The organism is Nitrosomonas sp. H1_AOB3 (assembly GCF_015709435.1).
In the GTDB taxonomy this organism is placed as follows: Bacteria; Pseudomonadota; Gammaproteobacteria; order Burkholderiales; family Nitrosomonadaceae; genus Nitrosomonas; species Nitrosomonas europaea.
In genome coordinates this window covers 2300260-2324480 of the sequence record NZ_CP054389.1, presented here as the reverse complement: position 1 = coordinate 2324480, position 24221 = coordinate 2300260, and the positions used below count along the sequence as shown (strand labels likewise).

General features: G+C 48.5%; 18 protein-coding genes and 1 tRNA gene. 14 read left to right on the top strand and 5 right to left on the bottom strand.

The genetic code is table 11. The features are described from left to right. Nucleotides 1-24: 24 nt before the first annotated feature. The 3 genes from HRU73_RS10895 (at nucleotide 25) to HRU73_RS10885 (ending at nucleotide 3994) form a co-directional block, all read left to right on the top strand. Nucleotides 25-1542 (top strand): NAD(P)H-hydrate dehydratase, encoded by a 1518-nt coding sequence (locus HRU73_RS10895; protein ID WP_287398709.1) that lies wholly within the window; start codon nucleotides 25-27, stop codon nucleotides 1540-1542. Between the two features lie 610 nt (nucleotides 1543-2152). Next, complete coding sequence (locus HRU73_RS10890; protein ID WP_287398708.1) at nucleotides 2153-2980, top strand: hypothetical protein; 828 nt, start codon at nucleotides 2153-2155, stop codon at nucleotides 2978-2980. Between the two features lie 489 nt (nucleotides 2981-3469). Then, complete coding sequence (locus tag HRU73_RS10885; protein WP_011110673.1) at nucleotides 3470-3994, top strand: CreA family protein; 525 nt, start codon at nucleotides 3470-3472, stop codon at nucleotides 3992-3994. 67 nt (nucleotides 3995-4061) lie between these two features. Here the strand turns inward: HRU73_RS10885 and ald are convergent, their stop codons facing one another. Further along, nucleotides 4062-5174: an alanine dehydrogenase gene (ald, locus tag HRU73_RS10880; protein ID WP_287398707.1), complete on the bottom strand. Its 1113-nt coding sequence runs from the start codon at nucleotides 5172-5174 to the stop codon at nucleotides 4062-4064. A 64-nt stretch (nucleotides 5175-5238) separates the two neighbouring features. Continuing rightward, a complete protein-coding gene (xth, locus tag HRU73_RS10875; RefSeq protein ID WP_287398706.1) occupies nucleotides 5239-6003 on the bottom strand; it encodes an exodeoxyribonuclease III in 765 nt (254 codons plus the stop codon). Nucleotides 6004-6172: 169 nt separating this feature from the next. On the opposite strand from xth, the gene HRU73_RS10870 reads away from it, so the two are divergent. Then, complete coding sequence (locus HRU73_RS10870; RefSeq protein ID WP_041356250.1) at nucleotides 6173-6481, top strand: c-type cytochrome; 309 nt, start codon at nucleotides 6173-6175, stop codon at nucleotides 6479-6481. A gap of 58 nt (nucleotides 6482-6539) precedes the next feature. Here HRU73_RS10870 and HRU73_RS10865 read toward each other — a convergent pair whose 3' ends face one another. Together HRU73_RS10865 and bioA are read right to left on the bottom strand one after the other, a co-directional pair. Further along, a complete protein-coding gene (locus tag HRU73_RS10865) occupies nucleotides 6540-7946 on the bottom strand; it encodes an MBL fold metallo-hydrolase RNA specificity domain-containing protein (RefSeq protein ID WP_287398705.1) in 1407 nt (468 codons plus the stop codon). A gap of 6 nt (nucleotides 7947-7952) precedes the next feature. Further along, a complete protein-coding gene (bioA, locus tag HRU73_RS10860; RefSeq protein WP_287398704.1) occupies nucleotides 7953-9263 on the bottom strand; it encodes an adenosylmethionine--8-amino-7-oxononanoate transaminase in 1311 nt (436 codons plus the stop codon). 160 nt (nucleotides 9264-9423) lie between these two features. On the opposite strand from bioA, the gene groES reads away from it, so the two are divergent. The 10 genes from groES to HRU73_RS10810 all read left to right on the top strand — a co-directional run bounded on the left by groES (nucleotide 9424) and on the right by HRU73_RS10810 (nucleotide 22774). Then, entirely contained in the window at nucleotides 9424-9714 is a 291-nt protein-coding gene (groES, locus tag HRU73_RS10855) for a co-chaperone GroES (protein WP_011110679.1), read from the top strand. Between the two features lie 39 nt (nucleotides 9715-9753). Beyond that, nucleotides 9754-11397 (top strand): chaperonin GroEL, encoded by a 1644-nt coding sequence (groL, locus tag HRU73_RS10850; RefSeq protein WP_011110680.1) that lies wholly within the window; start codon nucleotides 9754-9756, stop codon nucleotides 11395-11397. Nucleotides 11398-11511: 114 nt separating this feature from the next. Next, a complete protein-coding gene (locus HRU73_RS10845) occupies nucleotides 11512-12276 on the top strand; it encodes an SDR family oxidoreductase (protein ID WP_041356253.1) in 765 nt (254 codons plus the stop codon). 165 nt (nucleotides 12277-12441) lie between these two features. Continuing rightward, nucleotides 12442-12527: transfer RNA gene (locus HRU73_RS10840), tRNA-Leu, on the top strand. An 85-nt stretch (nucleotides 12528-12612) separates the two neighbouring features. Further along, nucleotides 12613-13932 carry a trigger factor gene (tig, locus tag HRU73_RS10835; RefSeq protein ID WP_287398703.1) on the top strand — a complete coding sequence of 440 codons (1320 nt, stop codon included), beginning with the start codon at nucleotides 12613-12615 and terminating at the stop codon, nucleotides 13930-13932. Next, entirely contained in the window at nucleotides 13916-14560 is a 645-nt protein-coding gene (clpP, locus tag HRU73_RS10830; RefSeq protein WP_011110683.1) for an ATP-dependent Clp endopeptidase proteolytic subunit ClpP, read from the top strand. The genes tig and clpP overlap by 17 nt, the downstream gene beginning before the upstream one ends. A 60-nt stretch (nucleotides 14561-14620) precedes the next feature. After that, nucleotides 14621-15901, top strand: coding sequence for an ATP-dependent Clp protease ATP-binding subunit ClpX (gene clpX, locus HRU73_RS10825; RefSeq protein ID WP_011110684.1), 1281 nt, complete (start codon nucleotides 14621-14623; stop codon nucleotides 15899-15901). Between the two features lie 110 nt (nucleotides 15902-16011). Further along, nucleotides 16012-18435 carry an endopeptidase La gene (lon, locus tag HRU73_RS10820; RefSeq protein WP_287398702.1) on the top strand — a complete coding sequence of 808 codons (2424 nt, stop codon included), beginning with the start codon at nucleotides 16012-16014 and terminating at the stop codon, nucleotides 18433-18435. Nucleotides 18436-18788: 353 nt separating this feature from the next. After that, nucleotides 18789-20006: a pyridoxal-phosphate-dependent aminotransferase family protein gene (locus tag HRU73_RS10815; protein WP_287398701.1), complete on the top strand. Its 1218-nt coding sequence runs from the start codon at nucleotides 18789-18791 to the stop codon at nucleotides 20004-20006. 314 nt (nucleotides 20007-20320) lie between these two features. Further along, entirely contained in the window at nucleotides 20321-22774 is a 2454-nt protein-coding gene (locus HRU73_RS10810) for a Lon protease family protein (protein ID WP_287398700.1), read from the top strand. 74 nt (nucleotides 22775-22848) lie between these two features. On the opposite strand, the gene HRU73_RS10805 is transcribed toward HRU73_RS10810, so the two are convergent. Further along, the gene (locus HRU73_RS10805; protein ID WP_287398699.1) at nucleotides 22849-24171 is read right to left on the bottom strand and encodes a TolC family outer membrane protein; all 1323 of its coding nucleotides are present in this window, start codon (nucleotides 24169-24171) and stop codon (nucleotides 22849-22851) included. Nucleotides 24172-24221 lie beyond the last annotated feature (50 nt).

Below are 24221 nucleotides of genomic sequence, written 5' to 3'. Positions count from 1 at the left end.
CACCTGTCACCAGATTATTGCCAGATGAATACCAGGCCCATCTACACCACTGCCGAAATCCGCAAAATAGAATCACTTGTACTATCCGTGCCCCATTCGCCGCCCCTGATGGAAAAAGCCGGGCTGGCGGCTGCAAAGGTCGCTCATACCCGATTGCTGACGGATGACAAGCAACGGATATTGATTCTGGCCGGGCCGGGCAATAACGGAGGTGATGCGCTGGTGGCCGCTCGCCATCTGCGGGAATGGGGAAGACAGGTCACACTGGTACTCACCGGTGAGGCTGAACGATTACCACAGGATGCCAGGCAAGCACTGGAACAGTGGCAATCGGCTGGCGGAACGGTAATTCCGGAGCTTCCGCCTGACGGTCAATGGGATGCGGTGATCGACGGCCTGTTCGGAATCGGCCTGAACGAAACACGTCTGCTGGCAGAAAGCTACCGGCAGCTCATTCGGCAGATCAACCAGCTCAATCTGCCGGTGCTTGCGCTTGATATTCCCAGCGGCCTGCTCAGTGATTCCGGCCGGGTGCCGGATGTGGCAGTCAAAGCAGCTATCACGACCACCTTCATCGCACTCAAACCAGGTCTGCTGACACATGACGGCTGTGATTACTGTGGCGAAATCGTGGTGTGTGATCTGGAACTGGATGTTGCTGCGCTGATTCCGCCACAAAACTGGCTGCTCGACAGAGCAGGCATTGTTCAGAGATTGCCTTCCCCAAGGCGAGCCAACAGTCACAAGGGTACTTATGGCAGACTCGGGATTCTGGGCGGTGCCACTGGCATGATCGGCGCAGCTCTGCTGGCCGGGCGGGCTGCACTCAAGTTGGGGGCGGGGCGGGTTTATCTGGGGCTGCTGGCACAGGAAGATGTCCCGGTGGTGGATCCGGTTCAGCCCGAGCTGATGCTGCGTTCGCCCTCCGATTTTTTCAACCCGGATTTTCTGGAGGGGCTGGTCATCGGCCCCGGCCTCGGTAGTGAAATCGCTGCCTGCATTTGTCTGGAACGGGCATTGCAAACCTGCCTGCCTCTGGTGCTGGATGCCGATGCACTCAATCTGATTGCGCAGCATACGGAATTGAGCAGCACACTCCAGGCGCGCAAAGCACCAGCCATCCTTACCCCGCATCCGGCAGAAGCAGCTCGCCTGCTGAATACAAGCGTAACTGAAATCCAGCGAAACCGGCTGGAGGCAGCCAGAAATCTCGCTCGGGAGTTCAATTGTGCTGTCGTCCTGAAAGGAGCCGGGAGTATCTGTGTTTTTCCGAATGGCCACTGCCATTTCAATACCAGCGGCAATCCCGGGTTGAGCAGTGCTGGTACTGGCGATGTTCTCTCGGGTTTTCTGGGTGCGCTGCTGGTACAGGGGCTGCTCCCGGAAAACGCACTGCTGCTGGCCGTTTATCTGCATGGTGCAGCAGCAGATGTACTGCTGAAACAACAGAACGGGCCGTTGGGCATGGTGGCGTCAGAGATCATCCCTGCTGCCCGTAACCTGCTGAATCGCTGGATTGAGGAGGAAAATCCCGGCTGGTGATGTAGCTGGTGGAGAAAATAACGCAGAATTTTCTCTGCAGATTGATCATGAAAAATACGCTTTTTTCTTTGCTTTAACTGTGGCGCTTATATCTTATTCTTTCTACCCTTAATTCTAATAGTTCTGTTGGTTTTATTTATTGTGAAATATTTCACAAACAAATCAGGGCTCATTTATCCCCAATGACACAAAAAGAGCGAGATAGCTTTGTTTATTGGCAAGAGATTACGCGTAATCAATTCAGCACTGTGAGTAATCTTATTCTTACGCTTGCCACTGGCCTTTTAGCTTTTTACTCTACTTTTTTGTTCGAGCATAAGTTTTTGTCTACTTACTCCTTCTGGCTAGCCGTAGTCGGGCTATTTCTACTTTTAGGGTCGGTTTTTTTTGCATTGTGGTGCGCAATCAATCGATTGCTTGATTTTCGGATGACTACTCAGATTGTTCGTCGTCGTGAGAAAGGTGAAATAGATCTAGTAGAGTTGCGCAAAAGGTCTAGGCTTTTGGGTAAATTTACTTGGAGGTTGTTCTGGTTTCAGACTACTTCATTTTGGTTGGGAGCTTGTTGTGGTGTATTAGCAGTTGTTATTCAAATTTAGACTTGCGAAAAATGAAATCTGCCACAAGAATTTTGATTATCTCTATCTGTACGCTTTTTGTGGGTCTTTTACTCTATCCACCTTGGGTAGATAGTTATTCTAGAGAATTTCTTGGTTTCTATTTTATAACTGGAGAAGATATAGATAGTATCTACCGTGCGCAGATTGATTACGCGAAGTTAATAATTATTATGCTGTGTGTAAGCTTTGGGATCTCAGCTATCTATTTTGTTGTAACTGCAAGTATTTTTAGTGGAATTATTGCACTCACAAAAAGAATTCTTAGATTTTTTGCATCAATTTGGATTTGGCTAGGAAAAAACTGGCTGTGGTTTGTATTAGCTGTTGCACTTATCAAGGCTTTTGCTCATATTCCGATTTCTACTGCTCCGATTGCACAAAACACTTTGGCACGTTTAGAGTTATCCAAAACGTATGAGGAAGATATTCCAGTTCGCTTTGGATCACTCAAAATTAATCATGAAAATGTACTTTTGTACAATAATCACTCGTTGGCTCCTGAAATTCGGGGCGATAGAAGCCTTAGTGTAGTTAGCACTTATATTCTCGGGAATAGTGATGTTGTTCTTATTCAAAATAATGGAGGTAGTGCCTGTCCTGCTTTGTTTCATTTTGTGACGGTATCAAATAGCGGAGTGAAAGCAACTTCAGAATTTGGGACATGTACTGATCTTATTGATGTAAAGCAAAAAGGTAGCTCCATCTTTGTAACTATGCCAGGATTTAGGGGACCTTTTGAGCCTTTATATGATGCACTAAAGGCTGCAGAAGAAAAGCACATATATCTTTATAAAGCAGGCGTTATTACTAAAAAATAATTAGTAAGAGCTATCAATGGGCAGATAATTCAGTCTGCTGGATTGGGATTTTTCACAATACCCACATATCAGGCACATGGCCGGGTGCCAGCAGCCAGCAGCAGATGTTCGATCAATGGTGATAGTGATAGCTGATCGGGATCTACCAGCAATACTAGGCATGGCTCGCCATTTTTATTTCGGGCAGCGAGTTCACCGATCCAGTCCAGCTCGATCAGTACATTCAGTACTCATCAGTTTCAATACATCTGTCTGCAACGCTTGCGTCAGCTGCACACGTGTGAGGCTGCATGCTATATTCATGCGTGCTTGTATCCGTGCCCGCAGTACATCGGTTGTCAGTTGAAACTCCCATCTAGGTTTGTAAAATCTGAAATCCGGGTATAAATCCGTATTCAACCTGTATCATGAAGCGATGTTATATGATTTTAAAAATTTCAGGATTATCACTTTGTCATCATATCGCTATTGAAAAACAGGAGGGTTACCATGAAACACGAGGCAAACAAGAGAGCTGGCCGGATTGATTTTGCAGGTTGGGCAAAACGAGGCATGCTGATCGGGATGGCGGCGATTGTCACTTCGTATTCTCTGCCATTGCTGGCAGAGGACATCGGTAGTGTATCGACCCGGTTCAAGTTTTTGGGAGCCAATGACAAAATCGTGGTGGAGGCCTTTGATGATCCGGAAGTGGCCGGCGCAACATGTTATCTGAGCCGGGCAAAAACCGGCGGGATAAGTGGTACGGTGGGGGTGGCTGAAGATAAATCGGATGCTTCCATCGCTTGCCGCCAGACGGGGCCGATCGTGCTTTCGGAGAAGATAAAAAACGGTAAATCGGATGGTGATGAGGTATTCAAGAAAAGCACTTCACTACTGTTCAAAACCCTGCAGGTGGTGCGTTTTTATGATGCCAAACGCAACGTTCTGATTTATCTCACCTACAGTGACCGCGTCATTGAGGGTTCACCACAAAACAGTATTTCGGTGATTCCGGTCATGCCCTGGCATTGAAATTCAACAAAGCCGTTCAGGGCTGGCAGCATGGCTACCGCAAGCTGCATGCCCTGTTTCCGGTTTTTCAGGCGACCAGTACTTCCAGGGGAGATGCATAGGACAGCCCGAAGGCTTCCGCCACTGCCGGATGTGTTACCTGCCCGCGATGGGTGTTGAGGCCGTTCATCAGTGCCTGGTTATTCCGCAAGGCAGCCAGTCCATTGTCTGCCAGCGTGGCAACATAACTGGCGGTCTGATTGTTCAGTGCAAAAGTACTGGTGCGCGGCACTGCGCCCGGCATATTGGCAACGCAGTAATGCAACACGCCATCGATTTCAAAAATGGGATTGCTGTGTGTGGTGGGGCGAGTCGTTTCTACGCACCCTCCCTGATCGACCGCTACATCAACGATCACTGAACCTGTACGCATTTGTGGCAACATTTCTCGCGTCACCAGCCAGGGTGAACGTCCGCCGGGAATCAAAATCGCGCCGATGACAAGATCGGCCTCATAAACGGCCTGGCGTACATTGACCGTATCGCAGTAGCGGGTTTGCAGTCGTCCGGAAAAGCGGTCATCCAGCGCTTTCAGGCGATCATGATTGATATCCAGTGCCGTCACCATCGCACCCATACCGGCGGCGACAGTTGCAGCATTGGTACCCACCACTCCCGCGCCGAGAATGACCACGTTGGCGGGGGCGACTCCCGGCACGCCGCCCATCAGAACACCCCGGCCACCTTGTGTTTTCAGCAGATAGGTTGCACCAATCTGTACGGCCATGCGTCCCGCTACTTCGCTCATGGGTGTTAGCAGCGGTAATGCACCTGATGCAGTCTGCACGGTTTCGTAGGCGATCGCACTGACGCCAGTGGCGAGCAGTTTTTCAGTCAAAGTTCTGTTGGAAGCCAGATGCAGATAGGTGAACAGCAGCAGATCTTTCCGTAAGTACTGATATTCCGGTTCAGTGGGCTCTTTTACCTTGATCACCAGTTCTGCTGCCCAGGCATCCCCGGCATGGGTAACGATTTCCGCCCCGGCAGCACGATAATCCTGATCGGAAATCACACTGCCTGCTCCCGCCCCGGTTTCGACCAGAACCCGGTGCCCGCGTCCGACCAGTGTATGCACACTGCCTGGAGTCAGTCCGACCCGATACTCATCCGCTTTCGTTTCTTTGGGTAATCCGATAATCATTTACGCCCCGAACCTTTCATGCCATTCTGATTGTTAAAATTGCAAATGCTGCGATCTATGATGCTCATGCCAGCTCCACCAGTACCGGCGCATGATCTGACGGCCGTTCCAGTTTTCTGGGCAGCTTGTCTACGTGCCAGATGGTGCAGTGATCCGCCATTTCATGACTCAGCAAAATATGATCGATGCGTAATCCCCGGTTGCGGCGGAAAGCCATCATACGATAATCCCACCAGGTATAGATTTTTTCCGGCTGTTCGAACAGGTGGAAACTGTCAATGAATCCGGTATCCAGCAATCCGCGAAAAGCCTGCCGCTCCGGTTCACTGCACAGCACCTGTCCTCGCCAGGCTTCTGGATCGTAGACATCACGATCTTCCGGAGCAATATTGAAATCTCCCAACAATGCCACTTTGTCGTAGCATGCCCGCTGCTGCTGCAGAAAGCGATTCAATTGCGACAACCACTCCAGTTTATAAATGTATTTTTCCGAATCCACATGCTCGCCATTCGGCACGTAAGCACAAATAACGCGTAAATCTCCGTAAGTTGCTGCAATCAGCCTTTTCTGCATATCATCGAAACCGGGCAACGCTGTACAAATATCTTCCCCCGTTTCTTTGCTCAGCAACGCTACGCCGTTGTATGTTTTCTGCCCGATATAGATCGAGCGATAGCCTGCTTGTGCAATGGCATCCGCCGGGAAAAATTCATCCTGAAGCTTGGTTTCCTGCAAGCACAATATATCCGGCTGGTTGAGATTCAGCCAGTCGATCACCTGTTGTAATCGAACCTTGAGTGAGTTGACGTTCCACGTGGCAATTTTCATGAACTGTTCTGATAGCAGGAAGAGTTTATTTTTCAGCGGTTACGCAGGTAACCGGGCTGAAAATACTATCACCAATTCTTGCAAATGCATCGCATGATGTTTTGTCGTGATGATTAAGTCAGGGCAGATAGCGGCTATAATGATGGCCCTTGTCAATGGAGAGAGAAAAATGAACAAAATGATCGGATTGTTGGTGGTTTCTGCGGTAATCGGATTGGCGGGCTGTGCGAAAACGGATACTTACACACCAGCGGCTGACGCCAGCGGCGAAGATATTTTTTATGCGAACTGTACCAAATGCCATAAACCGGAAACAGATGGCAAGGTGATGATTCTCAGTTCCAAGATGACTACCAAAGAAGCCATCATCGAGAAGGTTAATAAAGGGGGCATGACAATGAGTTCCTTCCCCAATATTACCGGTGAACCGGCACAACGTCTGGCTGAATTCATTCTGGCAAACAGTAAAACCAAATAATTTCCAGAAGAGAATCCGATAACGAAATTACTGATTCCATTTTCTGCTGAGGGTGGAATCAGTCCAGTCGTTCAGTTGTCATGCGCTGAGGAATACTTACCGGCCACTTCAGTTGTTCCCGGACGACTTCGGCAAAAGCTTCGGCATTGCCGGGTTCACCATGAACAATGAAAGTTTTTAAAGGGGGACGGCTGAATCCTTTCAGCCAGTCCAGCAAATCCTGCTGATCGGCATGGGCGGAGAGTCCGCCGACGGTATGGATCGACGCCCGCACGGGAATCTGTTCCCCGAAAATGCGGACACTTTTGTTGCCATCCACCAGTCTGCGCCCCAACGTCCCGGCTGCCTGAAAGCCGGTAAACAAAATACTGCATTCAGGTCTGGGCAGGTTATATTTCAGATGATATTTGATGCGTCCGGCATCACACATCCCGCTGGCGGAAATAATGATTGCACCGGATCGGGTGTGATTGAGCCGGATCGAATCCTCGACTTCCTGCACAAAATGGATGCGCAGGTTTTCATTATGCTGGCGGTGCCATTGGATGGTGTCAATGGTTTCTTTGTCGAGCAGTTCACTGTGATTGAGTGTGATTTCCGTAGCGGCCAGCGCCATGGGCGAATCCACATAGACATCCATAGCATTCAGGCATCCCTGGCGTTGCAGATCGGCCAGCAGAAATAACAGATCCTGAGTACGGCCGACGGTAAAGGCTGGCACGATGATATTGCCGTGTTTTTGCAGAAATGTCCGGCAGATGATTTCAACCAGTTCATCCCGGGTATCCTGCATGCTGCGGTGGCGGCGGTTACCGTAAGTGGATTCGACCAGCAGATAATCGGCTTCTTCGATAAGTGTCGGATCACGTACGATCGGATGGCCTGGCTGCCCCAAATCGCCCGAAAATACGATTTTCTTTCGTTGCGAACCGGATTTCAGCCAGACTTCGATGATGGCTGAGCCGATGATGTGTCCTGCATCACGATACCGGCAGCGTACTGAGGAATGCGGCTGACAGGTCTCATCGTAATCGATCCCCCGTATTTGTCTGAGAAATGCTTCAGCCTGGGTAACCGTATACAGTGGTGTATTTTTATGACCCGACGGACGTTTGTTACGCAAAGCCGTTTTTGTATACCATTCAGCTTCTTTTTCCTGAATGTGTGCACTGTCTTTCAAAATGATGGCAAGCAGGTCTGCAGTCGCCCGGGTCATGTAGACAGGCCCTCTGAAACCCAGTACGGCGAGGCGTGGCAACAGTCCGGAATGATCCACATGGGCGTGGGTCAGCAAAACGAAATCGATCGTTTCCGGATTGAAATTGATCGCAGTATGATTTTTGTGATCTGCATCCCGTCCACCCTGGAACATGCCGCAGTCCACCAGAAAACGTACTTCTGCCGTTTCAACCAGGTAGCATGACCCGGTGACTTCTCCTGCACCGCCTAGAAAAGTGATCTGCATGGATGTTTATATCTCGTTGAGAATGTTCAGAATAGCCTGGGCCATGAACTCCATTTCTTCTTCGTTGATGATGTACGGCGGCATGATGTAGACCGAATTTCCCATCGGGCGTATCAGGAGTTGGTGTTCCAGCCCCATTTGCGCAAACCTGTTTGTGAAATCCGGTCTGGGGTTGTCTACCTCAAACGCCCAGATCATACCGCAGTTACGAAAATGCCTGACGTTTGGATGTGTCCGGACGGACTGTAAACACTGATTGAGAAACTCGGTTTTGTGGCGATTCGTTTCAATTACATTGTCTTGTTCAATGATATCAAGCGTGGCTAGAGCAGCGCGGCAGGCCAGCGCATTACCCGAGTGCGAGTGTGAATGGAGAAAAGCCTGACTGGTTTGATCGCTGTAAAAGGCGCGATAAATCGTGTCATTGGTCAGGACGACTGACAGTGGCAGATATCCTCCGCTCAACCCTTTGGCAAGACACATGATGTCTGGCGTGATTGCTGCCTGTTCACATGCAAACAGGGTACCTGTTCGGCCAAACCCTACTGCAATTTCATCCGTGATCAGATGAATCCGGTAGGTATCACAGATTTCCCGGGCTTTTTGCAGATAGACCGGGTGGTACATTCCCATCCCGGCCGCTCCCTGCACCAGTGGCTCCAGAATCAGTGCCGCTGTGCTGGCATGGTGTTGCGTGAGGTAACTTTCCAGCGCGGCAGCAGCCTTCAATGCATGTGCTTCCGGGGTTTCTCCAGCTTCGGCAAAGCGCCAGTCAGGTGTGAGTACCGGATGTGCAGGGCGTAACAGCGGGGCATACACCTGTCTGAAAATGGGCACATCTGTGACCGATAAAGCACCCAGTGTTTCCCCGTGATAGCCGTTTTGCAGGTTGATGAATTGAGTTTTTTCGGGGAAGCCGCTTTGCTGCCAGTAATGGAAACTCATTTTGAGTGCGATTTCATTGGCCGATGCACCATCACTGGCGTAGAAGCAATGGCTCAGACTGCCCGGGGTGATCGTACTCAACCGTTCCGACAGCTCGACGACCGGCTCATGCGTTAATCCGGCCAGCATGGTGTGCTCCAGCCTGCCGAGCTGATCGATGATGGCTGCATTGATGCGCGGATTGCAATGTCCGAACAGATTGACCCACCAGGAACTGATGGTATCCAGATAGCGCTTACCGTCTGCATCGTACAACCACACACCTTCCCCTCTGGTAATCAGTACAGGAGGAAATTCTTCATGATGTTTCATCTGGGTGCAGGGGTGCCAGACGACACGGTGACTGCGCATAGCTGATTTTTTATCGTTCACGGGCTTGAAATTCCTTATGATAGTCTCTATTATTAGCACTCGTTGCTGTTGAGTGCTAATAATCTGTCTGGATGGATAGTGCTCGATAAGCGCTGAAACTACTGAATCAAAAAATCAGATTTCTTATCGTTTTCGTTAATCATTGTAGGAGAAAAGGACTATGAATATCCGCCCTTTGCATGATCGTGTAATTGTCAAGCGATTGGAGGAAGAACGCAAGACAGCATCCGGCATCGTCATTCCTGATACCGCGGCGGAAAAACCGGATCAGGGTGAGATTATTGCCGTTGGCAAAGGAAAAACGGGTGAAGATGGCAAGATCCGTGCGCTGGAAGTCAAAGTCGGCGACAGGGTGCTTTTTGGAAAGTATGCCGGCCAGGCCGTAAAAATCAAAGGTGAAGAGTTCCTGGTGATGCGTGAAGAAGACATCATGGGTGTGATTGAAGGTTAATGGATTGTTGAATAATCAACTGAAATCAGGAGAAAAGATATGGCAGCTAAAGAAGTAAGATTTGGTGATTCAGCGCGCCAGGCTGTGATCAGTGGCGTAAACGTTCTGGCAGATGCAGTTAAAGTGACCTTGGGCCCTAAAGGCCGTAACGTCGTGCTGGAACGCTCGTATGGCGCCCCGACCATTACCAAGGATGGTGTATCGGTGGCCAAAGAGATCGAACTGAAAGACAAGTTCGAAAACATGGGTGCGCAAATGGTCAAGGAAGTCGCCAGCAAAACCTCGGATACTGCGGGTGATGGTACGACGACCGCGACGGTACTGGCACAATCCATCGTCAAAGAAGGTATGCGTTACGTTGCAGCGGGAATGAACCCGATGGATCTGAAGCGCGGCATTGAAAAGGCAGTGACCGGTGCAGTAGAAGAATTGAAAAAACTATCCAAACCTTGCTCCACCAGCAAAGAAATTGCTCAGGTTGGCAGTATTTCCGCCAACTCTGATACGGAAATCGGCAGAATCATCGCTGAAGCAATGGATAAAGTTGGTAAGGAAGGTGTCATTACCGTTGAAGATGGTTCCGGCCTGGAAAATGAGCTGGATGTGGTGGAAGGAATGCAGTTCGACCGTGGTTATCTCTCTCCTTACTTCGTCAGTAGTGCAGACAAACAGATTGCGGCACTTGAAAGCCCTTTTGTGCTGTTGCACGACAAAAAAATCTCTAATATCCGTGATCTTCTGCCGGTACTGGAACAAGTGGCAAAAGCCGGCAAACCTTTGCTGATCATTGCTGAGGATGTCGATGGCGAAGCGCTGGCCACACTGGTGGTCAACAACATTCGCGGTATTCTCAAAACCTGTGCAGTCAAGGCACCTGGTTTCGGTGATCGCCGCAAAGCCATGCTGGAAGATATCGCGATCCTGACCGGCGGTACCGTCATTGCTGAAGAAGTTGGTTTGTCTCTGGAAAAAACCAGACTGGAAGATCTGGGCCAGGCCAAACGTATTGAAGTCGGCAAGGAAAATACCACCATTATTGATGGTGCAGGTGATGTCAAAACCATTGAAGCGCGCGTTGCACAGATTCGCAAGCAGATTGAAGAAGCAAGCAGTGATTATGATCGTGAGAAGCTTCAGGAACGTGTGGCCAAGCTGGCGGGTGGTGTAGCTCTGATCAAAGTGGGCGCTGCTACTGAAGTAGAGATGAAAGAGAAAAAAGCTCGCGTTGAAGATGCCTTGCACGCGACACGTGCGGCTGTTGAAGAAGGTATCGTTCCGGGAGGCGGAGTTGCGTTGCTGCGTACAATCAATGCTGTCAGCAAGATCAAGGGTGACAACCATGATCAGGATTCCGGTATCAAAATTGTTCTGCGTGCAATGGAGGAGCCATTGCGCCAGATCGTGACCAACTGCGGTGACGAGGCTTCTGTAGTCGTTAACAAGGTCAAGGAAGGTCAAGGCACTTTTGGGTACAATGCAGCAACAGGTGAGTATGGTGATCTCGTTGCCATGGGTGTTCTGGATCCGACCAAAGTAACCCGTTCCGCTTTGCAGAATGCTGCATCGGTTGCCGGGCTGATTCTGACGACGGATGCCATGGTTGCCGAGCTTCCGAAAGAAGATTCACCTGGAGCAGGCGCAGGTATGGGCGGTATGGGTGGCATGGGCGGCATGGACATGTAATCGGCCCAAACCAGTCGGTCTATCTGTTTTAGTCATAAGCCACAACGGATCGGTATGTAAAACACCGGACGTTGTGGTTTTTGATTTTTTATCGGTTGCACTGGAATAACTATATTGAATATTTTGAAAACTTGTCTGGATGACCGGAATATGCTGGCAGACCGGGTTATCCTGGTTACGGGCGCAGGGCAGGGTATCGGGCGTGCTGCTGCTCTGGCTTATGCAGAACAGGGTGCCACGGTCATTTTACATGGCCGTAAAACCGAGAAACTTGAGCAGGTTTATGATGAAATCGAAGCGCTTGGCAGAGCTTCGGCAATCATTTTGCCATTCGATTACGAGCAGGCTACTGAAGCCGGCATTACGGAGCTGGTTGAAGCAATTGCTTCTCAGCTTGGCAGACTGGATGGTATTTTGCACAATGCCGCCTGGACTTACGGCCCGATGCCGCTTGCGTTTCATACCTCAGCGCATTGGCAGACCATCATACAAGTCAATCTTCTGATACCTGCCATGCTGACGCGTGCTTGTTTTCCGTTGCTCAATGCTTCTCCTGATGCCAGTGTGATCATGACGGGAGATACTCATGGCCAGACTCCGGCAGCTTACTGGGGTGCTTTTGCAGTGGCCAAAGCAGGAGTGGAGGTGCTGGTTAAAATTCAGGCTGAGGAGTGGGAAATTTATCCAAATTTGCGCATTAACACGTTGATTCCCGGTGCCGTAGATACACCACAGCGTACCAAAACCCATCCAGGCAGCAATAATCGTATATTGCCCAAACCAACAGATCTGATGGAAACGTATCTCTTTCTGATGGGGCCGAACAGCGCTGGGATAACCGGCAAAACGTTTGACTGTCAGAAAGAACAGAGCGCATGATGGGCAGGAAATCTGTGATGTCCGTTGGAAGAGGGTATAATCGCAAAGGGTTGTGGTGTGATCGGCCGTACGATAGCCGTTACGGCTGTAAAAGCAGTAATTGAGCAATAATCGGCCCCTGGTTTGTGGGGTTATGGATCTGCTGTCTTTTGAATGACCCGGCACGCGAAAGTGGCGGAATTGGTAGACGCACCAGATTTAGGTTCTGGCGCCGATGAGGTGTGGGGGTTCGAGTCCCCCCTTTCGCACCATGAAAATGATCCGGCCAAACGTGAGGCGTGCGGCATGATCATACCGCTTGTTTAATTGATGTTACTTATCAGTTCAGGAAAATAGATGCAGACACAAGGGGAAGCCTCCAATCCACTGGAGCGCAATATTGAACTTTCTGTTTCGCGGGAAAAGGTTGAAGCTGAAGTAGGTGTGCGACTGAAGCGTTTGGCTCCCAAAGTCAAGGTTCAGGGGTTCCGTCCGGGCAAGGTTCCATTGAAAATCGTAGCCCAGCAATATGGTCACCAGGTTGAGCATGAAGTTCTGGGAGAACTGCTGCAGCAGCAATTTAACGATGCTGTTAACCAGGAAAATTACCGTGTTGCAGGTATTCCAGGTTTTGAATCGAGAAATTCCGACGTAAACGGTGCAACAAGCTATGAGTTTCGTGCAACCTTTGAAATCTACCCTGATATTGAACTGGGCGATTTAAGCTCGATTACGGTAAACAAACCTGTTCTGCAAATCGGAGATGCAGAAATCCAGAAAACACTGGATATTCTGCGTAAACAGCGAGCAACTTATGAGCCGACAGATGATCCGGCACAAACAGGTGATCGGGTCACAATTGATTACCGAGGGGTTCTCGATGGAGAAGGATTCCCCGGCGGTCAGGCTGATGACTATAGTGTCATCCTTGGAAACGGTCATCTTCTGGAGGATTTCGAGTCTTCCATTCTGGGCATGACTGCGGGGCAGGAAAAAACGTTTGATATGACTTTTCCTGCGGATTATCCGGGGAAGGACGTCGCCGGGAAAAAGGTAAGCTTTACCATCAGGCTCAATAAGCTTGAAGCTCCAAAGCTACCGGAGGTGGATGGTGAATTTGCCAAATCTTTGGGGGTTGCGGAGGGTGATATCGACAAAATGCGATCGGAAATCAAAGCCAATCTTCAGCGTGAAATCAGTCAGCGCATTCGTACAAAACTCAAAGAGCAGGTCATGCAGTCCTTGCTGGATAAGGTTTTGATACAGGTTCCCAGGGTTCTGATTCGGCAGGAAGCCGATCGGTTGGCAGAAGAAATGCAAAATTCACGTGCAGCACGCGGCTTTCGTAAAGATCAGAGTTTATCAGGAGATGTATTTCTGGAAAAAGCTGAGCGACGTGTCAGACTGGGCCTCATTTTATCCAAGCTGATTGATACGCATGAATTAAGTGTCAAACCTGAGCAGGTCAGAAGTTTTATCGAGGAGTATGCTCAGGGCTATGAAAATCCTGAGCAGGTCATCAAATGGCATTACGCATCACCGGAACGGCTCAAGGAAATTGAACCTCTTATACTGGAAGATAATGCCGTATCATGGTTATTGGATAAAGCCAAAATCATTGATCAAAGTGTTACCTTCGACGAATTGATGGGTTATTCACATGCAACCAATGTTTGATCGAGAGAGAAACGGATTGGATACTACAGGATTAGGCCTGATCCCCATGGTCATCGAGACCAGTGGCCGGGGGGAACGTGCCTATGATATTTATTCGAGACTGCTCAGGGAAAGAATCATTTTTCTGGTGGGACCGGTCACAGAAACTTCTGCCAATCTGGTAATTGCACAGCTTCTGTTTTTAGAATCTGAAAATTCTGAGAAAGATATTTTCCTGTATATCAACTCTCCTGGTGGTCTCGTCACGGCAGGCTTGGCTGTGTATGACACCATACAGTTCATCAAGCCGGATGTCAGTACGCTTTGTGTAGGTCAGGCGGCTAGCATGGGCGCTTTTCTGCTGACTGCGGGCGCTAAAGGCAAACGCTATTGCCTGCCTAACTCGCGTGTCATGATTCACCAGCCGCTGGGTGGATTTCAGGGACAGGCATCCGATATAGAAATACATGCCAAGGAAATTCTGGCGTTGAAAAGCCGTTTGAATGAAATTATGGCCAAACATACCGGTCAAACGGTCAAAGCGATTGAGAGAGATACTGACCGTGACAATTTTCTCGGTGCAGAGGCTGCAGTAAAGTATGGCTTGGTAGATGCAGTATTGACCAGCAGAGAAGTGAAACAGGAGTAAAACCAAGTTGCCCTTGCTGAATAATGGGGCGAATTCGTTCGATGATTGCGGGGTGGAATGATGTCCGAGAAAACAAACGACGAGAAACTTTTGTATTGTTCCTTTTGTGGAAAGAGTCAGCGAGAAGTCAGGAAACTGATTGCCGGGCCTTCCGTGTTCATTTGTGATGAGTGTATCGATCTTTGTAACGATATCATTCGTGAGGAAATTCAGGTCGATGAAACTGCCAAGCTGGCTAAAACCAGTTTGCCAACCCCGCATGAAATCCGCGAAACGCTGGATCAATATGTCATTGGACAGGAATCTGCAAAAAAAATACTTTCCGTTGCGGTCTACAATCATTACAAACGGTTAAAAAATCTGTCAAAGGTCAACAACGGTGACGATGTTGAGCTTTCCAAGAGCAACATATTGCTGATCGGGCCGACCGGATCCGGCAAGACTTTGCTGGCACAGACACTGGCAAGGTTACTGGATGTTCCGTTTGTCATCGCTGATGCAACCACACTGACAGAAGCCGGATATGTCGGTGAAGATGTTGAAAACATTATTCAGAAGCTGCTGCAAAAATGTAACCACGATGTGGAAAAAGCTCAGCGTGGAATTGTATACATCGATGAGATAGACAAAATTTCACGCAAATCGGATAACCCGTCGATAACCCGGGATGTTTCGGGGGAAGGTGTACAGCAAGCGCTGCTTAAACTGATTGAAGGAACAACTGCCTTGGTACCTCCCCAGGGTGGACGCAAACATCCCAATCAGGAGTTTATCCAGATCGACACCACCAATATTCTCTTCATTTGTGGTGGTGCATTTGACGGTATCGATAAAATCATACGGGGACGTTCTGAAAAAAGTGGTATCGGTTTTGGCGCAGATGTCATCAATCAGAATGATCGCAAAGAACTAAACAAAATCCTGAAAGATATCGAGCCTGAGGATCTGATCAAATATGGCCTGATTCCAGAGTTTGTCGGGCGCCTGCCGGTGGTGGCAACATTAAGTGAATTGAACGAAGCTGCTTTGATTCAGATTCTGGTCGAACCGAAGAATGCACTGATCAAACAGTATAACAAGCTGTTCAGCATGGAAGGCGGGGTTGAGCTGGAATTTCGCGAACAGGCGCTTGTTGCAATCGCCAGAAAAGCGCTTTCCCGTAAAACCGGAGCGCGGGGATTGCGTTCAATACTTGAGGAGACGCTGCTGGATATCATGTATGACCTGCCTTCGATCGAGAATGTCTCTAAAGTGGTCATTGAGAGTGGATCTAATCACGATGAACTTCAGCCTATCGTAATCTATGCAGAAAAACCCAAGCTGGCCAGGAGTTCGAAATAAGCACTAATTCTTTGTTGAGATTTAATTTTTTAACACGTGGTAAATACACTTGGTTTTTCAAAATGTCACCATACTTCGTCGATCCATGTTCCCTGTAAGGAGTAAATGACATGACATCAGATATTATCGACGCTGGAGAATCAAGCGAGCTGGATCTACCTTTGCTTCCGCTGCGTGATGTAGTCGTTTTTCCTCACATGGTGATCCCGCTGTTTGTGGGGCGTCCGAAATCTATCAAAGCTCTGGAAGTCGCTACTGAAGCGGGGACGAACATTCTGCTGGTCGCACAAAAATCAGCGGCCAAAGATGATCCAGCCCCTCAGGATCTTTACAGGGTTTGCTGTGTTTCGAGCATTCTGCAAATGCTGAAATTGCCTGATGGTACAGTCAAAGTACTGGTAGAAGGAAATTATCGGGCAAAAATTGAATCATTCAGTGATTCTGAAACCTCTTTTTCGGGAAAGACTATTCAGGTCAGGATCGAGGAAACGGACACCCCGGAAATCGAGGCATTACGGCGCGCACTTCTTTCTCAATTTGACCAGTATGTCAAATTGAACAAAAAAATTCCTTCGGAAATTCTCGCTTCTTTGACTGGTATTGACGAAGCTGGGCGTTTGGCTGATACGATTGCGGCCTATCTTCCATTAAGGCTGGAACAAAAGCAGGAAATTCTGGAAATTTTTGACGTTCAGCCACGCTTGGAACGATTGCTTGGCCTGCTGGAAGCTGAGCTGGATATTCTCCAAGTGGAAAAACGCATTCGCGGCAGAGTGAAGCGCCAGATGGAAAAAAGTCAGCGTGACTATTATCTGAATGAGCAGGTGAAAGCTATCCAGAAAGAGCTGGGAGAAGGGGAAGATGGCGCCGATCTTGAAGAAATCGAAAGAAAAATAAAAACAGCTTCTCTTCCCAAAGAAGCACTTGCCAAGGCTGAATCAGAGCTGAAAAAACTGCGGCTGATGTCTCCTATGTCAGCAGAAGCAACCGTTGTGCGAAATTATATCGATACATTGGTTGCTTTGCCTTGGAAGCAAAAGACCAAAATCAGTAAAGAATTGAAACAGGCTGAATCAATCCTCGATGAAGATCATTATGGTTTGGAAAGAGTCAAGGAAAGAATCGTCGAGTATCTGGCAGTACAACAGCGAGTTGCCAAATCCAAAGCGCCCATCCTTTGTCTTGTCGGTCCGCCCGGGGTTGGTAAAACTTCATTGGGCCGATCCATTGCTCACGCCACGAATCGCAAATTTATCCGTATGTCTCTGGGAGGAATGCGGGATGAAGCTGAAATTCGAGGACATCGTCGGACTTACATTGGCTCCATGCCTGGAAAAATTTTGCAGAGCATGACGAAAGTCGGTGTCAAAAATCCGTTGTTTCTGCTGGATGAAGTTGACAAGATGGGAATGGACTTCCGGGGTGATCCTTCATCAGCTTTGCTGGAGGTACTTGATCCGGAGCAAAACAGCACGTTTGTGGACCATTACATCGAAGTGGAATACGATCTGTCGGATGTTATGTTCGTTGCGACTGCGAATACACTCAATATTCCTCCTGCACTGCTGGATCGTATGGAAGTCATTCGACTTTCAGGTTATACCGAAGATGAAAAACTGAATATCGCAAAACGTTATCTTCTGCCAAAACAGATGAAGGATCATGGTTTGAACGAAGATGAACTGTCCGTTTCTGAATCCGCACTGCGTGACATTGTTCGCTACTACACCCGGGAAGCGGGAGTACGTTCGATGGAAAGAGAAGTATCCAAGATCTGCCGAAAAGTCGTTAAAACATTGCTGGTTAAGAAGAGCAAGGAAAAGATAATCATTAATTCGCGCAACCTTAGTAAATATCTTGGTGTGCGTCGTTACACCTACGGTATGGCTGATGAAAAGAATCAAGTCGGTCAGGTTACAGGTTTGGCGTGGACAGAAGTAGGTGGAGAACTGCTGAGGATCGAAGCGGTAGTGTTACCCGGTAAAGGGAAAACGATTACAACCGGTAAATTGGGTGAAGTCATGCAGGAATCCATCCAGGCGGCGTTGTCTGTGGTCAGAAGCCGTTCAAGAATTCTGGGGATATCAGATGATTTCTACCTGAAAAATGATATTCACATTCACCTGCCTGAAGGTGCCACACCCAAGGATGGGCCAAGTGCCGGTATTGGTATCTGTCTGGCAATGGTATCAGCGCTGGCTGGTATACCCGTTCGTGCATCTGTTGCGATGACTGGGGAAATCACGCTTAGAGGAGAGATTCTTCCAATCGGCGGACTCAAAGAGAAACTCCTGGCGGCTCATCGTGGCGGGATAAGTACTGTGCTGATTCCTGAAGATAATATGAAAGATTTGAGTGAAATTCCCGGAAACATAAAAAGTAAACTGAACATCAAGCCGGTAAAATGGATTGATCAGGTACTGGAGATTGCATTGGAATATAAACCTGAAATGCTGCCATCGGATATTTCGAGCCAGGTGATTTCGTCTGCATCTGAAGAGAGAGTGACAAGTGCTCCTTCAATCAAGCACTGATCATTGATCGTTCAAAAACTGCAGGGTACTTCGGAATTTCTCGAAGTGCCCTGTTCTTTTTAGCAGATCAGCAAGTTCAGGTTTTATATTTCGCAGCCAGATAGTAAATTTCACCATCACTTGATAGAATTCCAGCTTCAATCCTTAAAGAATCTTTGAGAAAGTACTGATTGGTTCACTCGATAATCGCAGTGAAACGGTGGTCTTTTGTTTTGAATACCGGTAAATGATGCCGTATTTTCCTGATGATTCTGGTTGCTGGTACAAATCGGTAATAACAATACAAAGACGGATACCGGATTCCAGAGGACCAAAGGATAATATTTTTTCATTCACATTTATTAGGAATCATAATGACCACAGAAAGCTTTCGTCCCGAAAAAAAAATAACCACATTCTATCCACCCCAACGCACCTTAATGGGGCCGGGACCTTCTGATACCCACCCGCGAGTGCTATCTGCCATGGCACGGCCAACGCTGGGCCACCTTGACCCGGTTTTCACCGAGATGATGGAAGAGTTGAAAGGGTTGTTGCGATATGTATTCCAGACGACCAATTTAATGACTTTCCCGGTTTCAGGGCCGGGTTCGGTCGGTATGGAAATGTGTTTCGTCAATATGATCGTGCCCGGAGACAAGGTTGTCGTGTGCAGAAATGGCGTCTTTGGGGGGAGGATGATTGAAAATGTTGAGCGCTGTGGCGGGATTCCACTGGTGGTGGAGGATAAATGGGGCGATCCGGTCGACCCGCAAAAAGTGGAAGACATGCTGAAAAAGAATCCGGACGCCAAAATTGTCGCATTCGTACATGCTGAAACATCCACAGGTGTTCAGTCAGATGCACACACAATTGCTCAGATTGCAAGAAAGCATGATTGTCTCACGATTATGGATACGGTTACATCACTGGGCGGAACGCCTGTGTATATGGATGCATGGGATATCGATGCCATTTATTCCGGCAGCCAGAAGTGTTTATCCTGTCCACCTGGATTATCTCCGGTCAGTTTCTCAGAGAGAGTGGTGGATCTGGTCAGGAATCGCACTGAAAAAGTACACAGCTGGTTTATGGATATCAGTTTACTGCTTGGTTATTGGGGAGCTTCCCGTACGTATCATCATACGGCACCCACCAACTCTCTGTATGGGTTGCATGAATCGTTGGTGATATTGTACGAAGAAGGGCTGGAACGCTCCTGGGCAAGGCATCGTCGCAATCATGAAGCACTGAAGGCCGGGCTAAAAACACTGGGAATCGAATATGTCGTGGTTGAACCATATCGCTTGCCGCAACTGAATTCTGTATATGTTCCGGCGGGCGTGGATGAAAAAGAGGTACGCCGCAGGCTCCTGGATAGCTACAATCTTGAAATTGGTGCCGGATTGGGTGATTTTGCAGGAAAAATCTGGCGTTTCGGGTTGATGGGTAATTCCAGCAGACTTGAAAACGTCATATTTTGCCTGGATGCACTGGAACATGTGCTGATCGATATGGGCGTGAAAGTTGATAGAGGTATGGCATCATCTGCTGCACATCAGTACTACGCTGCCAACCCTGTTTTAGTATAGTTCACCTGTATCCAAACCTGACTTGAGCAGTGAATTTCCTTTTCTTGGATTTGGAGGAAATTTGCTGCTCCAGAAACAGGGAGTTTTTCCAATCCCGGTTAGAAAGCATCGTAAGTATTGTTTCCCACTACAAACATTTTTTGACAGTTTTGAGTCATTTCTGATACCTGCACGCTGTTCTCTATTTTGGTTTTGTTAGCTTTCAACAGCTGCCATCCATATTTCTGGCCGTCTTGCCGGCAACACGAACAATTCTATTCACTGTCCGATCCACCTGATTTTCCAAATTTCTTTCAATACCGGTAATCCAAAACATGCCTATAACCAGATTGGAGCCATGTGCGCTCGGTTTAACGATCGATCCTGATTCTCTGGAGTTTCCGGATACATCTGCTCTGATCGATCAGCCACTTGACTGGATAGGCCAGGAACGTGCCAGGCAGGCAACTTATTTTGGTCTGGAAATGGAACACCCGGACTATAACCTGTTTGTACTGGGTGAAACCGGCAGTGGCAGATCTTCCCTGTTGCGGCAAGCAATGGCAGAAGTGGCCGCCCGCAAGCCAGCACCGCGTGATTTATGCTACATGTATAACTTTGATGTTCCGGAACGGCCACTGGCATTGCATTTACCGGCAGGTAAGGGCAGTTGGTTGCGGCAGCAGCTTGCCCAATCCGTGAGCCATTTACTGCAGGAAATACCGGAGCGCCTGAGTGAGGATGATTTCAAGGTAGAAACGAGTCATATCGAAAAGCGTTTTAAACTGGAAGAAACCCGCTATTTTGAAGAACTCAATACTTTTGCGGAATCATTGTGTTTCGCACTACGGCGTGAGTCAGGGCGCCTGGTGTTTACACTTCTGGATGAATCCGGAAAACCGCTGACCGAAGAAGAAATCCTGGCATTGCCGAAAGATCGGAGAGCTGCTCTCGATCAGGATGAGCAAGTGCTGCGCAGCGAAATTGCATCTTATCTTCAAAAGATTCGTGTTCTGGAGCAAAGCCGGGATAAGGAGCTTGCCGCATTGTGCCGGGGTTGGATCGAGCCGCTGCTGGGTCAGGTATTGAATGTCGTGCTGGAAGGATTGGATCAATCCTTTTCTGATCATGCTCGATTGAAAAATCACCTGGATAACATCAAACACGACATTCTCGAAAATCTGGATCTATTCCAGTTGACTGATCTCAGCGAAGAAAAGAACCCGGAAGATCTGAAACAACTATTTGAGCGCTACCGAATCAATGTGGTAGTGGATAACCGGGATTTACTCAGCGCACCGGTCGTAATCGACGAGAATCCTTCATTCAAATCACTGATTGGCAGCATCGGGTATCAGTCTGTTGAAGGTGTGCTGGTTACAGATTTCACTCGTATCCGTGCAGGCAGTTTGTTGAGAGCACATGGTGGTTTCCTGATGTTACATCTGGATGATCTGCTGGTCGATGCTTTCTTGTGGGAAAAATTTTGTCGCTTGCTGCGTAATCACCTGTTGCAAATCGAAGAACCCTGGGCTGTCAATGTGTCAGCACCTGTCGTGCCAATCGAACCGGAAGCTGTAAAAGTTGATGTCAGGATCGTTCTGATCGGCTCGCGCGAGCAGTATTATGCAATACAGGAAGAAAACCCGGAGCTGGCACGGCGATTTCGGGTGAAAGTCGATTTTGCGGCTGCGTTTACAGCCAGCATACAAGCTTATCGTGCTCTGTCCGTTTTCATCGCTCATATCTGCCAGCAATCGTGCCTGCCGCATTTTTCGCGGGAAGCGGTGGCTTCTGTGCTGAGAACCTGTCATAGAGCTGCTGAAGATCAGAAGCGATTAAGTGCAAACTTCAGCCATACAGAAATGCTGGTTGTGGAAAGTGCCCGGCAGTGCAAAACGCGTGGGAATCTCGTTGTTGAGGCCAGGGATGTTACAACAGCCCGGCGGGCGCGAACACTGCGGCACAATTATCCGGATCAGTGTGCGCAGGAAGCCATTGCCGACGGGGATGTGGTGATTACTGTGCATGATGAAAGAATCGGACAGATCAATGGTTTGAGTCTGATCGAAATGGGCGATCACAGTTTTGGCATCCCAAGTCGTATCACAGCACATACCTTTGCAGGAGAAGATGGTTTGCTCAATATCGAGCGTGAAGTCGGTATGTCCGGTCCGATCCACGACAAGGGCGTGTTCATTCTGCAGAGTTTTCTGTCCGCTCTGTTTCATCATAATGCACCACTCGCATTCAATGCTTCCATTGTATTTGAGCAGGAATATTACGGGGTAGAGGGTGATTCCGCTTCCTGTGCAGAGTTGTATGCGTTGCTGTCAGCGTTGTCGGGGTTACCGTTTCGGCAGGGTATCGCTGTTACTGGGGCAATCAATCAATATGGTGAAATGCTTCCGATAGGGGGCATTAACGAAAAAATTGAAGGTTTTTTCAGGGTTTGTGCAACAGCTGGGCTTGATGGTACACAAGGGGTGCTGATTCCGGACCGCAATTGTCGCCACCTCATGCTGGATGATGAGGTGGTTGATGCTGTATCCAAAGGCGTATTCCACATTTACGCGATCAGTCATATGCGCGAAGGTCTGGAATTGCTGTCAGGTTTACCCGCAGGTATCAGTGCCGGCACCGATTTGCAGGAAATTATCAATTATCCGCAGGATACGGTTTTAGGGTATGCACAAAAAACATTGCGTGTTTATCGCATGGCCTGCCAGCAACCGTCACAGCGGACAAAGACGCTGCATAAACGGTTAGGTGAGCATATCGACAAGTAATTTTTGCAGTATATCGCTGCTATGATGAAAAATGATTCAGTGTTTCCAGTCTTTCTCGAATGAAAGAGGAAAAATCAGAGCAGCGCATTGATTTCCAGCAGATCATCCTCATCCAGGTCACCGACTTCAGCCTTCAGCCGAAGTCGGGCCATCAGGTAATCATAATAGGCTTGGGCAAGATCTCTGCGTGCCGAAAAATACTGCTGTTGCGCGTTGAGCACATCTATTTCCATGCGGACGCCGACCTCCTGACCTAGCATGGTTGAATCCAGCTGGCTGCGGCTGGATGTCAAAGCCTGTTTCAATGCTTTGATCTGAGCGATACCATTGGTCACATTGAGATAATTCTGGCGAACCTGCAATGCGATTGTACGCTGCACGTTTTCCAGATCCTTGCGCGCTTTATCCCGGTTGGCCAAAGATTCCCTGACACGGGACTGCACCGATAATCCCTGAAAAATAGGAACGGTCAGTTGCAATCCTACCGATTTACTGACGAGATCGATCCCTCGTCCGGTAAAAGTACCGCCGACACCGCTCTGATCGTTATATTGTGCAACCAGATCAAGCGTTGGATAGTGACCTGCTCTGGCACGATCGATGGTCTGTTCGGAAATCTCGTAAGCGATACGCTGTACTTTTAACTGGAAGTTTCTTTCTTCCGCCAGCTGGACCCATTCGTCCATCCCGTCATGAGGTAGAGTAAGCGGATCGGCAATAATCCTGTCCAGGCTGGCATCCTGCAGATCACTAGGCAGTCGATTGATAAGAACCTGTAGCGCGCGCTGACTGATTTCCAGTTTGTTTCTGGCAGCAATTTCCTGGGATAAGGTCAAATCATAACGTGCTTCGGCTTCGTGGGTATCGACGATGGTGGAGACACCCACCTCAAAGTTCCGTCTGGCCTGTTCCAGTTGTTCATGAATCGCTTTTTTCTGGGACTCGACGACTTCAAGATCAACTTTTGCCTTGAGTACATCGAAATAAGCTTGTGCAACTCGTAAAATCAAATCCTGAGCAGCAATGACAAATTGTGCATCAGCCTGAGCCACTTCGTTTTTTGATTGCTGGTAAATGATGAAATTCTCGAAACGAATGATTGGCTGGGTGAGCGCTACAGTAAATCCCCGGTTTTTGATCTCCCTGGTCGGTGCTCCGCCGGTATCAATATACTGGTTCTGGGCAGTACCCGTCACACGGAGATCGGGCAGCAGACCTGCTCTTCCCTGAGGCAACCGTTCCTGTGCAGCTATATAGGCTGCCCGGGCTGAACCGTATTGCGCATCCTCTTCCAGTGCCTCGCGGTAAATTTGTATCAGATCGGCTGCCTGTAACTGTTCACAAAAATACAGGCACAGGCATAACAGAAAAGCAAAACCTCGCAAACTTTTCATCATCTTCGTATTTTTGTGATTTGATGGCCGTCACCGGGGTAATCAAGCAATTA

Bases quoted from the DNA above. Each gene is read 5' to 3' on its own strand.
- tig (WP_287398703.1), top strand. From the start codon at position 12,613: ATGCAGACACAAGGGGAAGCCTCCAATCCACTGGAGCGCAATATTGAA.
- HRU73_RS10895 (WP_287398709.1), top strand. From the start codon at position 25: ATGAATACCAGGCCCATCTACACCACTGCCGAAATCCGCAAAATAGAA.
- groL (WP_011110680.1), top strand. From the start codon at position 9,754: ATGGCAGCTAAAGAAGTAAGATTTGGTGATTCAGCGCGCCAGGCTGTG.
- xth (WP_287398706.1), bottom strand. From the start codon at position 6,003: ATGAAAATTGCCACGTGGAACGTCAACTCACTCAAGGTTCGATTACAA.
- HRU73_RS10890 (WP_287398708.1), top strand. From the start codon at position 2,153: ATGAAATCTGCCACAAGAATTTTGATTATCTCTATCTGTACGCTTTTT.
- HRU73_RS10865 (WP_287398705.1), bottom strand. From the start codon at position 7,946: ATGCAGATCACTTTTCTAGGCGGTGCAGGAGAAGTCACCGGGTCATGC.
- clpP (WP_011110683.1), top strand. From the start codon at position 13,916: ATGCAACCAATGTTTGATCGAGAGAGAAACGGATTGGATACTACAGGA.
- HRU73_RS10805 (WP_287398699.1), bottom strand. From the start codon at position 24,171: ATGATGAAAAGTTTGCGAGGTTTTGCTTTTCTGTTATGCCTGTGCCTG.
- ald (WP_287398707.1), bottom strand. From the start codon at position 5,174: ATGATTATCGGATTACCCAAAGAAACGAAAGCGGATGAGTATCGGGTC.
- HRU73_RS10885 (WP_011110673.1), top strand. From the start codon at position 3,470: ATGAAACACGAGGCAAACAAGAGAGCTGGCCGGATTGATTTTGCAGGT.
- lon (WP_287398702.1), top strand. From the start codon at position 16,012: ATGACATCAGATATTATCGACGCTGGAGAATCAAGCGAGCTGGATCTA.
- clpX (WP_011110684.1), top strand. From the start codon at position 14,621: ATGTCCGAGAAAACAAACGACGAGAAACTTTTGTATTGTTCCTTTTGT.
- HRU73_RS10870 (WP_041356250.1), top strand. From the start codon at position 6,173: ATGAACAAAATGATCGGATTGTTGGTGGTTTCTGCGGTAATCGGATTG.
- HRU73_RS10815 (WP_287398701.1), top strand. From the start codon at position 18,789: ATGACCACAGAAAGCTTTCGTCCCGAAAAAAAAATAACCACATTCTAT.
- groES (WP_011110679.1), top strand. From the start codon at position 9,424: ATGAATATCCGCCCTTTGCATGATCGTGTAATTGTCAAGCGATTGGAG.
- HRU73_RS10810 (WP_287398700.1), top strand. From the start codon at position 20,321: ATGCCTATAACCAGATTGGAGCCATGTGCGCTCGGTTTAACGATCGAT.